Genomic DNA, 11127 nt, shown 5'->3' with positions numbered 1-11127 from the left:
CTGTGTGGGAGAGTAGGACGCCGCCGGATTCTTTTGAAACGCCCTGTCTTTGGTGATCATCACCACAAGACAGGGCGTTTTTTTATTTGGGATGGGGGAAGGGGAAGATTTTTTTCTCTTCAGCCCCAGATCCTTCGAACGGTCCTATGGAAAATTGGGCTGCTTTTCTGTATTTTAGCTCCAACGTTCATTACACGAGAGCCTGAATCCGGGCGATCTGGTCTTTGAGTCGTTTTGCGGATATGGCTCCGGCAGCACCGACCTCCTGGGCAAAGACCGAAACCTTGAATTCCTCGATCATCCAGAACAGTTTTTCCACTTCCTCCTTTTTCTCTTCGGATACATGGGGGCTGAGGCTGGAGAGGATTTCCTTCAGGGCTTTTTCATAAATCTGAACCTCCGTCGCCTTGCGCTCATCCTTCATGAAGTCTTCCACCGCCCGCTGGGCGCGTAGGGTCATGGCCTTCAGGTAGCGGGGAAAATGAACAAGGCGCTCCGCTGCGTACAGGCTAACAAAATTTTCAGGAAGCAGACGCTTCATGTCCCGATCCAGCCTATCCATGAAGCTTGAGGTTTTTGGCCCTCCCTTTTTTCGGAGAGCGGCGAAGGTCTCCCGGGTCTCTTCCGCCGCCAGGAGCACGGGGACAAGGGCTTCCAGGAGTTTTCTGCCAAGGGGGAGGAGAACCCTCCGGGTTTCTTCACGGGTGGATTCAAAGGCTTTCCGGGATCGCAGATCCTTTTCCAGAAGGGGGGCGCAGATCGCTTCCTTCATCCAGCCCTCAAAGCGCTCCTTTCCACCGAAATGGAGCAGGATGGGGTTTAGCCCTGAGGGGAGGGAAAGAAGTCTTCCGAGCTGGGAAAGTTCTGGTCGCAGCTCCTGCTCAAGGAGCCTTCGGATGGCCTTTTCGTGCTGACTCCGGGCTTCCCGTTTTGTGGTAAAAAGACTTTTCCCTACGCCCTTTTCCAGGCAGGTGAAGGCGCAGAACAGGGGCTCACTCCCAGGATTGCCGGTTTCCGATGGAAGACTTTCGGGCATGAGATCTAGATCTTCCGGGGTCACGGGAAATTTTTCCCATTCCCGGCGCTGATTTTCAAAAGTCTTGTCCTTGCGGGCTTCAAGCATGTTTTCCACGAGAACGGCAGGATCACGGGAAAAACAGAGGGTTTCTCCCTGATTGTCCGTGATATGGAGCCGAAGCTTCAGATGGGGGGGAAGCTGTTCCTCGCTGAAGCGGGCAGGGGCCACATCCACATTGTAGCGCTGATAGAGAAAGCGGCTCAAGGCCAGGGCCAGGGGCCTGCCCTCGGGCTTCAGTTCCCTCGCAATGTCCTTTGCCGTTTCCGGTAAAGGAACAAGGCGTTTTCGGAGAATCTTGGGAAGACCCTTGAGAAGGGCTTCGATTTTTTCTGGGAAAAGACCTGGAACCAGCCATTCCAGCTCATGGGGATTGACTTCCGTCACCCGGTTTACGGGAATACGGACGGTGATGCCATCCGTCTCTTCTCCGGGGGTGAAGGTGTAACGGCAGGGAAATTCAGCCTTTTTCCCGAGGGAGATTTTTTCCGGAAAGAGTTTCAGCGCTCTGTCATCCGTTTCCTGAATGAGGAGATCCTTTTCCTCCATGCGCAGGAAAAGGTCACTGCCCCTTTCCCGTATGCGGTGAAGGAGGGTACGGATGTCAAAGATGCCTTCAATTCTCTGGGCATAGAAGTCAAAGAGGGCCGTTTCACCGGCAAAAAGATCCCTGCGGCGCAGGCGGTCTTCCTTTTCAAGAATGGCGGCCACCACCTTCTGGTTGTGGAGGAGAAAGGGTGGCGGCTGTTTGACCTCTCCCTGCACCAGAGCACTTTGGATGAAGATGCGGGTGGCGGTTTCCGGATCCTCGCTGCCATAGGGAACGGACTCCCTGTCCGAAAGCACCAGCCCGTAGAGGCTTCGCCTGCGAAAGGCCATGACGGCTCCCCGGTTTTTCTCCCAGTGCGGTTCATAGAGGTTTTCTGTGACAAGCTCTCCTCCCACCTCCACGATCCAGGCGGGATCCAGGGCGGCGGCGCAGCGGGCAAAGAGCCTTGACGTTTCCACCATTTCCGCAGCCACAATCCATTCCGGTGCCTGGTTGAAAAGGCCGGAGCCTGGGAAAATCATGACCTCCCGGTTTTTCGGGGCGAGCATGATGTTTTTTTCTTTTTTTCTTGCGATGTTAGACAGATATCCCGTGATAACGGCTTTGTGGATGGCCGCATACCGGGGGCTGAAGGGGCTTTTGGGGTCGGTTTTTTCTTCCAAAAGGCTGTTTTTGACATCCATGTCGCTTTCTTCCAGCATTTCAAAAATCTGAAAACCGAGATCCCGCCACTCCCGCATGCGTTTGAAGGAGAGAAAATAGCGTTCCGTGAATTTTTTAAGGCGTGCGATCCCAAAGCTCCCGCCGCTTTCCTTGATGAACTGCCGCCAGATGTTTAAGAGGGTGATGAAGTCCGAAAGGGGGTCCACAAAGGGTTTCTGGGCCTGAAGGGCCTGCTGGCGCTTATCTTCCGGTCTTTCCCGGGGATCCACGGCGGTGATGCCGGCGGCGATGATGGCCACATCCTCCACGCAGCCAAGACCTTCGGCAGCCACCAGCATGCGGGCGATGCGGGGGTCGAGGGGGATGACGGCCATGCGTTCGCCCACGGGAGTCAGCACAAAGGGGGTATCCCCTTTTTCCGAAGCTTTTTTGGGACGTATGGCCCCCAGCTCCTGCAACACATCGTAGCCGTCCTTGATGAGGCGGTCCGCCGGTCTGTCCACAAAGGGAAAGTCCCGGATATCTCCAAGACGCAGGGCTGTCATTTTGAGGAGAACGTCGGCGAGATTGGCGCGGAGGATTTCCGGTGTGGTGAAGCGTTCCCGCATCTCATAGGATTCTTCGGAGTAAAGGCGGATGCAGATGCCGTTGGCCACACGGCCGCAGCGGCCCTTTCTCTGGTCTGCGCTGGATCGGGAAATGGGCACAATGGGAAGGCTGGTGCTGCGCATGCCGGGGAGGTATCTGGGCACACGGGCGACCCCGGTATCCACCACGTAGCGGATACCGGGAATGGTGAGGGAGGTTTCCGCCACGTTGGTGGCAACCACGATCTTTCGGCCTGCTGCAGGCTGGAAAACCCGGCGCTGCTCCGCTCCCGTGAGACGGGCGTAGAGGGGTAGGATGACAGCCCCTTTGTAGCTACGGCCGGAGAGGAGATCGCAGGCTTCCCGGATGTCCTGCTCTGTGGGCAGAAAGACAAGGATGTCGCCAAAGGGGTCTTCCACCATGAGATCATCCACAGCGACGGCCACCTGCTCGGCAAGGGAGGGCCCCTTTTCCTCTTCTTCGGGCTGGGGCTGGTAGCGGACCTCTACGGGATACATGCGGCCGGATACGGTGAGGATGGGAGCGCCGGAAAAGGCTTCGGAGAATTTTTCCGTGTCAATGGTGGCAGAAGTAATGATGACCTTGAGGTCTTTTCTTTTCCGGGTGAGCCGGATGAGAAAGCCTAAAAGGAAATCGATGTTGAGGCTGCGTTCGTGGGCCTCGTCAATGATGAGGGTGTCATACTGATTCAGAAAGGGATCGGAGAGACTTTCGGCAAGGAGGATGCCGTCGGTCATGAGCTTGATCACCGTCTCTTCACGGGTCTGATCCTTGAAACGCACCTTGCAGCCCACGGCTTGTCCGAGGGGGGTGTGGAGTTCTTCTGCGATGCGTTCGGCCACACTTAAGGCTGCAATGCGGCGGGGCTGGGTGCAGCCGATGCGGCCATGGCGGCCCCGACCTGCGGCAAGGCAGAGCTTGGGGATCTGGGTGGTTTTTCCGGAGCCCGTTTCTCCTGCGATGATGATAACGGGATGCTCCTGTATGGCCTTCAGAATGGCATCCTTGTGGCCGGTGATGGGGAGCCGTTCGTCAAACTGAGGGCAGGGCAGTGTGCTTGCCCTCTGCTGGAAACGCAGCTCTGCCTCCCTCAGGCTTTTTTCCAGGGCCAAGAGTAGAGAAGTCTGTCTTTCTTCTGAAAGTTTTGGGAGTTCCTGTCGTATCCGATGGATCTTCCTGCGGATGAGAATGCGATCTGGGATCAGGGTTTCCGTGCTGCGTCTGAAGAGGCTTTGCAGATGTTTTTCACAGCTGCGTATCTGGGGGGCTTGCTTATGTGTTGACAATGGGAATATCGCTTGTGTAGGGTGAAAAGTAATCCGAATATGTTTTTTTAAGAATCTGTGAAGATCAGGTGTGCATGGATCTTCGGGGGGAGTATGCCGGAAATGCCGGAAAGAAGCAATCCTGAGAGCGTATTCCTCTCATGCGTAGTGACGGAGCTGAGACCGTTTTTTTATGTTTCTGGCTCTGTTTTTGTATTTTTATCCAGAAACCCTTAAGGTCAGGACTGTTATGGGAAGATGTTTTGGTTGGGTGACAGTGCTGTTGTTTTTGGTGGGGGGAAGCCTGCAAAGCTGGGGTGAGGATAAATTGCATGTGGGTATTCTGGATCTGCCTCCCCTTTATGAAGTGGAAGAGGACGGCAAACCCAATGGCATTCTGCTGGCTTTTTTGACCCGGATTTTGGATGCTGCCGGATTTTCTTATGATATTCGTGTGTATCCCCCCAGACGACTGTACTGGAACATCGCCCAGGGAAGGAGCCATGTTTTTTTGGGGGTCAAGGGTGTCCCTGAGTTGGAAGGCAAGGTTCTTTACGGGAGCAAGAAAATCACGGATGTAGATATGCGGGCCTATGCCCTTGGAGATAAGCCGCTTCCTCGAACCAAAGAGGGGCTTTACGGGACGCGGATCATTGTTATTCGAGGTTACAGTTACGGCGGCTTCATCACAGATCTGAAGAATCCTGCAAATGGTGTGGAAATTATGGAAGCTTCGGATCATATTCACGCATTCCGGCAGTTAATGGCAGGCAGGGGAGAATATGTGCTGGACTACAGTCTTGCCGCAGAGCATGCCATTCGCACTCTGGAAATGGTGGAGAAGGTGAGGGATCAATCCCTGGCCCGGATTGATGTTTTTCTGAAGGTTTCCAAGCAGGTGGATAATGCGGAGCATATCATGGAGCGCCTGGAAGCGGCCTGGGAGAGATTGGAAGCAGACGCGGTGATTGAAGGGCCCTGAAGCCTTTAACATCATTTCTTAGTCCAGCAAGCATTGGAATGTGGCAGTAAAATAAATTTTTCTTTTTAAAATAGAATGTTAAAAAACAGGTGCGCGAGATATTGAATGGTTGATTTCATGTCATTGGACCAAGGTAAGGATACTCTGGAAGTGGGCTGCAGATACGGGCATTACCGAAAGGCGGTTTCCCTTTTGCAGCAGGAGCATACCTTCCAAGCGGGGATCCTGTTTCAGAGTGTGCAGGGCTGCGGGCCTGGAGAAGATGCGCACAAGCTTTAGATCCACCTGGTACCAGATGGGATTATCCGGTGTGCTTCTGGGGTCGGGATGGGCAGCACTGGGATCCTGGGCAGTGGGATCGGGATAACCTTCGCGGGTAACCATGCAAAGCCCCACGATGGCTGGTATGGGGATGTTGCTGTGGTAAAAAAGGACAAGGTCGCCTTTTTTCATGTGATCACGGAGATAATTGCGGGCCTGATAGTTGCGGACGCCATCCCAGGCTTCGGTTTGCTGGGGGCGGGCCGCAAGATCTTCAATGGAAAAACTGGAAGGTTCGGATTTTACGAGCCAGAAAGCCATGGAGAATGCCTCGCGGTCTGTGGAGGGGGGATTGGGTTGGCCATGTCTGTTGTGGCTTGCAGATCCATATCTGGTCGATGCTCCAGCCAAAGGGCTTGGCTGTCCGAATTGCATAGAGAGCGCCGACAGGGAACCCGTCGGCGCAGAGGTTTCAGGAGACAATCCGTGCACAGATGGCGTCACCCATGGCTGCGGTATTCACGGCTTGATCCGGTCGGGTGCTGATATCAGCTGTAAGGATGCCTTCTTCCAGGGTTTTGGCTACGGCGTTTTCAATGGCGTCTGCGGCTTCGGGAAGATCGAGGCTAAAGCGGAGCATCATGGAGGCCGATAGAATCTGGGCCAGAGGGTTGGCAATGCCCTTTCCCGCAATGTCCGGGGCTGATCCACCCGCGGGTTCGTAAAGGCCGAATTTCTCCTCATTGAGGCTTGCAGATGCGAGAAGCCCCATGGAACCTGTGATCATGGCGCACTCATCGGAGAGAATATCACCGAACATGTTGCCGCAGAGGAGTACATCGAACTGGTGAGGATTTTTGACAAGCTGCATGGCGGCGTTGTCCACATAGATGTGGGTGAGCGCTACATCGGGGTAGTCTTTGGCAACTTCCGTAACCACTTCCCGCCAGAGCACCATGGTAGTCAGAACATTGGCCTTGTCCACACTGGCCACACGACCTTGTCTTTTGCGGGCAAAATCAAAGGCCATGCGGGCGATGCGTTCAATTTCATAACGGGTATAAACCATGGTGTCATAGGCTTTTTCCTCAGGTCCGCTGCCTTCCCTGCCCTTGGGTTGACCAAAGTAGATATCTCCGGTCAGCTCACGGACGCAAAGGATGTCGAAACCGTCTTTGACAATGTCAGGGTGCAAAGGACTTGCGGACGCCAGGGATGGAAAAATTTTTGCAGGTCTTAAGTTGCAGTAAAGACCAAAATGTTTACGAAGGGGCAGAAGGGCAGCTCTTTCCGGTTGCTGGGCAGGGGGGAGGTGTTCCCATCTGGGGCCGCCAACAGAGCCAAAGAGGATGGCGTCGGCCCATTCGCAGGTTGCAAGAGTAGATGCGGGCAGGGCTTCGCCATGGTGGTCGATGGCCGCGCCCCCTACGTGGGCGTGCCGGTATTCCAGTGAAAAGCCAAAGCGTTTCTGGGCGGCATCCAGAACTTTGATGGCCTCTTGCATGACTTCAGGGCCAATACCGTCTCCGGGAAGGATGGCAATTTTTTTCAAGGGGATCTCCTCATGGTTGTGTATGGGGGGACTCTCAGTGAAACGAGAATCTTTTTGTATGCTGTTGCTCCCTTTAGCAGAATGATGGTTGGTTGCCAATGGTTTAACCTGGAAAGCTTATAGAGAATTGGCAATGTGGCGGATTCCGGAAGAAGCCTTTCCAGGGATTGGTTTTTGCAAAGGCTTTTGGGGAAGAAAGGGTGGCGTGTATGGGAGGTAAGGAAAAAGAAGGCGGGCAAACGAGGCCTATCAATATCGCAAAGGTGACCCAGAAGCTTGTGGCAAGAATTTTGTCCATGTCGGCAGAGGAGCGATCAGTCCTTTTGAAATCCCTGGAAGAAAGAGATGAAAAAAAAGAAAAAGAGGAGCCCCAAGGCAGGGACCAGCGCAGATCCGCCCGGGTTCTTTATACGGCGGAAGTGGATTTTGTTGTGGGAGAAACGCCGTATAAGGGGATGATTCTGGACATATCCGAAGAAGGGGCGCGGATTGCCTCTTGTGATATCCCTCCGGCAGGTGCGGAGGTGCGCATGGCTTTCAGGCTGCCGGGCAGAAGGAATGCCCATGTCTGCCTGCTGGGGGTGGTTGTGCGGGACGCGGAAAAGGATTTTGGCGTGTCCTTCCATAAGGGCCTGAATCCAGCTTTGCAGAGATACGATATTAAAATTATAGGAAATCCTGATAAAGACAAAGAGAAATGAGCTCTTGGTTTCAGAAAAAAAGCAGGTCTTCTCGCAGGGGACTCCGGAATCCCCTGCGGACGTAAAAGGGCTTTTCAAAGCGCTTCAGGGCCATGGGCCTTTTCTCCTGCGCCTTTGATGCGAGGGGGTAGGTGGATGGGCGGTTTTGAGGATATGGTGAGTTTTTTGATGGCGGGCGGCAAAAGATCCGGTGGCTCATGGGGGTAACTGGGAGTGCTGACGACTTCACCCTCCTTATTGATGACCGTGTCATCATCCAGAATCACCAGGCCCAAGCGTTTGATGACTTCGCTTTTATATTGATGTCTGAAATCAATGGCTTTTTTCTGGAGTTTATAATTAAAGATCATCCAGAGCAGGGCAAAGGTGCCGCCGACAATGAGCAGTACCCCCATGGAGATGAGCAGATATTGGGCGGATTTTTCTCCGAACCGGGCGATAAAGGCAAAGATATCTTCAATTTTATAAACAATGCCTGCCCCCAGTCCGAGAAGCACCAGAATGAAAAGAAAGGGCAGTTGTCGGACGGTGCGCAGGAAAGCCTGGATGCGCAGGGTGGTTTTTCCGGCATCCGGATCCCCGATAAAAGCGTCTTCATCATAGAGAGGATTTTGACCGTAGAGGTATTTATTAAAGCCAACCACAAAAATTCCCAGAAGGAAGGTGATGGCAACGGGGATGATGAAGGCTGCAAAAAAATAAGATTTCCAGGGGAAGGCTTTGCTTTCCGGGCCAAGCTGGCCGATGAAGGAAACAAAAAAAATGACTGCCTCCACGATCCCGATAAAGATGAGATAGTTTTTAAGAAAATGTTTGATCTCCATCTGGCTGAAAAGGGAGGCAATGCCTCTATGTTCAGGGCTTTGGGGAGCGTTCATTTTTTTTCTCCGTAAAGCTGGGGTCCTCGGGAATACTCTTACATACGGTTTTGAACCCATAATTCTAAACGCTGGGTGCAAGGATTTCAATCTTTAAATTTTTGCAGGCCCAGGCTTTTTTGTGGACATGCACGAATGTATATGATTTTGGAATAAAGAAACCCCGCAGGAAAAGGCAGGGTCTGAATGGATACAGGCAGAAAATGGATGGTTGATAACAGGGACTGGATGATGCTGTGGGTTCGGATTGTGGCCAGTGTTTAATGGGAAGATCTAAAAATGGCGGAGAGAGAGGCTGGCAATCCCTGGTTTTTTACTGTTCATGCCTGTTCCATAACTATCTGTTTTTAAAAGAATATGTGTTGTTTTTCGTTTTCTTGTATTGCATGCTTTACCCCCTTGATCTATCTTTTTGCCTATGGACAGGACTAGGGACGGAAAGGGAGAACATGAAGACAAGGGACAAGCTTATAGCAGCGAAGGTTGCATATCTCAAGAAAGGTTTTCATTCCGATGGCGGGAACCTGTATCTGAACGTCAAGGAATCCGGTGGGCGGTCATGGATATTCCGGTATGAGCGCGCCGGGCATCAGCGGGATCTGGGCCTGGGAGCTTTCCCGGATGTTTCCCTGAAGCAGGCACGGGAGAAGGCCGCAAAGTTGCGGAGAATGATTGCCGATGGGCTTACCCCGGTGCTGGAAAAACCTGTCCAGGAAAAAAACTTTCAGCAGGTAGCAGTGGAGTACATTGAGGGGCAGAAGTCCGGGTGGAAAAACGAGAAACACTACCAGCAGTGGTTGAGCACCCTGGAGCAGTACGCCTTCCCGAGTATGGGGCGGCTTTACCCGAAGGAGATAGCCCTTGAGCATGTTCTTCGGATCTTAAAGCCCATATGGGAGTCAAAAACAGAAACAGCTTCCCGTGTAAGGGCAAGGCTGGAGCGGGTTCTTGACTATGCAAAGGCTCATGGTCTGCGGTCTGGGGACAATCCGGCGGCATGGAAGGGGAACCTGGATTCTATCCTTCCGAAAGCCTCCAGCGTTACCGAGGTGGAGCATTTCAAGGCCGTTTCTATTGAAGCGATGCCTGATCTTTATGAAAGCCTGAAAAAATCCAGCGCGGTTTCCGCATTGTGTCTGCGCTGGGTTATCCTGACGGCCTGCCGTTCCGGTGAGGGGCGGGGTTCTCTGTGGTCTGAGATCGACAGACACAGAGGAACATGGACAATACCTGCGGCACGGGCAAAAACGAAAAAGGCCCATGTGGTTCCGTTTTCGGGTGAAATGCTTGCCGTTCTGGAAAAGGCCAGAGACTATGATGACGGGAGCGGTTTGATATTCCCGTCACCTTCCGGGAAAACCCTGTCCGATGTTGCCCTGGCCAAGGCCTTGAAAACCCGCCTGGAAGAAGGGGCTACGGTTCATGGCATGAGGTCGGCTTTCAAAGACTGGGCGCTGGAGCGATGCCCATTGATTCCAGACCATGTATCTGAGGCCTGCCTTGCCCATGCTTCGGGTGACAAGGTTCGGGATGCTTACGCGAGAACGGATCTGGTGGAACAAAAAAAAGATCTTTTGGAAAGATGGTCAGACTATTTGACCTGTGGCAGGGCGGCAGGGTATTAAAAAGAGCCAGTCCCTTTTTTTGATATTAGGAGAAAGAGGCAGGAATCTCAAGGAAGGATGTTCAAAAATAAAAGGAGGCCCCATGGCCAGACGTAAAAAGCCGAAGATCACGCTGGTGATTGAGGTGGATCATTCAAAGATCCGGAAACCCATCAGCCCCCCAACACAGACCCACAAAGACAAAAAAAGCTATAACCGGAACCCCAAGCACAAAAAGCGGTTCCCCGAAGGGGGGCCGCTTTTTCTATGCCTGAATATCCGCCCCTTTCCCTGTCTGGATTTCAACAGCCACTGACACCCGGAGCCAGCAGGACGCAAAAAGCCTATTCCTTATTCCTCCCCATCCTTCCCAACAGCCATCCTCCCCCTCTCCACCACCAGATCCTTTTCCTTCTCCCTGGCCCTTTCCCGTCCCCTCTGTTCCAGAATGCTTTCCCAGTCCGCAGAGCCGCCGCGCACCTCGGCAATGGCTTCCCCAAGGGTCATGATGTTGCTGTTCATGGCATCAATAATGGCAGAAATCTCTTTAGACGGGTCCACATGGCCACGCCGGGGCGGTATCCAGCGGCAGTGGGTGTAGAGCCGCCTTGCCGCGTACCAGTCCGGCCAGTGCTTTTTGATTCTGATCCAGCCCCGCAGCCAGGCCTCTTCCATGAGCATCTCATAAATGGGCTGCATGTAGCCGCTCACCAGCCACTGCTGGTAAAGGCCAAAGAGGTTCCAGGCTTCCAGCAGGGCGGCCCGTGCGCCTGCATAGTTGGTTTTGGAAAAGTCTTTGGAGATCACTTCATAGGGAAGCCCCACGGAAGCGCCGATGCCCCGGAGCAGGCGTTCCACAAAAGGCTCAAAGGTGTTGCCCGGCCTTGTGGTGGAAAGGATGTGGGGCCGCTCGCCGGAGCGTCCGTAGTAGATGCCTGCGGGGGCCACCTCCTGATATTCCTCGCCCCGCTGGGACATCTCGTTTTT

9 protein-coding genes are annotated in these 11127 nt (G+C 53.4%); 4 read left to right on the top strand and 5 right to left on the bottom strand.

Annotation, left to right across the window (positions count from 1 at the left end; translation table 11 throughout):
• Nucleotides 1-190 precede the first annotated feature (190 nt).
• Nucleotides 191-4183 carry an ATP-dependent RNA helicase HrpA gene (hrpA, locus tag RBR60_RS15105; protein ID WP_320358296.1) on the bottom strand — a complete coding sequence of 1331 codons (3993 nt, stop codon included), beginning with the start codon at nt 4181-4183 and terminating at the stop codon, nt 191-193.
• 229 nt (nt 4184-4412) lie between these two features.
• Here hrpA and RBR60_RS15100 point away from each other — a divergent pair, with 229 nt between their 5' ends.
• Nucleotides 4413-5144, top strand: a complete 732-nt coding sequence (locus RBR60_RS15100; RefSeq protein WP_320358294.1) for a transporter substrate-binding domain-containing protein — start codon at nt 4413-4415, stop codon at nt 5142-5144.
• A gap of 120 nt (nt 5145-5264) precedes the next feature.
• Here RBR60_RS15100 and RBR60_RS15095 read toward each other — a convergent pair whose 3' ends face one another.
• Nucleotides 5265-5726 (bottom strand): EVE domain-containing protein, encoded by a 462-nt coding sequence (locus RBR60_RS15095; protein ID WP_320358292.1) that lies wholly within the window; start codon nt 5724-5726, stop codon nt 5265-5267.
• Between the two features lie 151 nt (nt 5727-5877).
• Nucleotides 5878-6957: a 3-isopropylmalate dehydrogenase gene (leuB, locus tag RBR60_RS15090; RefSeq protein ID WP_320358290.1), complete on the bottom strand. Its 1080-nt coding sequence runs from the start codon at nt 6955-6957 to the stop codon at nt 5878-5880.
• A 323-nt stretch (nt 6958-7280) separates the two neighbouring features.
• Here leuB and RBR60_RS15085 point away from each other — a divergent pair, with 323 nt between their 5' ends.
• A complete protein-coding gene (locus RBR60_RS15085; protein ID WP_320358288.1) occupies nt 7281-7658 on the top strand; it encodes a PilZ domain-containing protein in 378 nt (125 codons plus the stop codon).
• A gap of 74 nt (nt 7659-7732) precedes the next feature.
• Here the strand turns inward: RBR60_RS15085 and RBR60_RS15080 are convergent, their stop codons facing one another.
• Entirely contained in the window at nt 7733-8536 is an 804-nt protein-coding gene (locus RBR60_RS15080; RefSeq protein ID WP_320358286.1) for a hypothetical protein, read from the bottom strand.
• A 449-nt stretch (nt 8537-8985) separates the two neighbouring features.
• On the opposite strand from RBR60_RS15080, the gene RBR60_RS15075 reads away from it, so the two are divergent.
• Together RBR60_RS15075 and RBR60_RS15070 are read left to right on the top strand one after the other, a co-directional pair.
• Nucleotides 8986-10161 (top strand): tyrosine-type recombinase/integrase, encoded by a 1176-nt coding sequence (locus RBR60_RS15075; RefSeq protein ID WP_320358284.1) that lies wholly within the window; start codon nt 8986-8988, stop codon nt 10159-10161.
• Between the two features lie 82 nt (nt 10162-10243).
• Complete coding sequence (locus tag RBR60_RS15070) at nt 10244-10456, top strand: hypothetical protein (protein ID WP_320358282.1); 213 nt, start codon at nt 10244-10246, stop codon at nt 10454-10456.
• A gap of 35 nt (nt 10457-10491) precedes the next feature.
• On the opposite strand, the gene RBR60_RS15065 is transcribed toward RBR60_RS15070, so the two are convergent.
• Nucleotides 10492-11127 (bottom strand): phage portal protein (locus RBR60_RS15065; RefSeq protein WP_320358280.1); only part of this gene is annotated, 636 nt, incomplete at its 5' end.

It is taken from the genome of Desulfobotulus sp. (genome assembly GCF_034006065.1).
Lineage (GTDB): Bacteria > Desulfobacterota > Desulfobacteria > Desulfobacterales > ASO4-4 > Desulfobotulus.
The sequence above is the reverse complement of the archived record's forward strand: the minus strand, read 5'-3'. Positions and strand labels throughout refer to the sequence as shown.

Coding starts and splice junctions, on each gene's coding strand:
- RBR60_RS15100 (WP_320358294.1), top strand. CDS start 4,413: ATGGGAAGATGTTTTGGTTGGGTGACAGTGCTGTTGTTTTTGGTGGGG.
- RBR60_RS15095 (WP_320358292.1), bottom strand. CDS start 5,726: ATGGCTTTCTGGCTCGTAAAATCCGAACCTTCCAGTTTTTCCATTGAA.
- RBR60_RS15080 (WP_320358286.1), bottom strand. CDS start 8,536: ATGAACGCTCCCCAAAGCCCTGAACATAGAGGCATTGCCTCCCTTTTC.
- RBR60_RS15075 (WP_320358284.1), top strand. CDS start 8,986: ATGAAGACAAGGGACAAGCTTATAGCAGCGAAGGTTGCATATCTCAAG.
- RBR60_RS15070 (WP_320358282.1), top strand. CDS start 10,244: ATGGCCAGACGTAAAAAGCCGAAGATCACGCTGGTGATTGAGGTGGAT.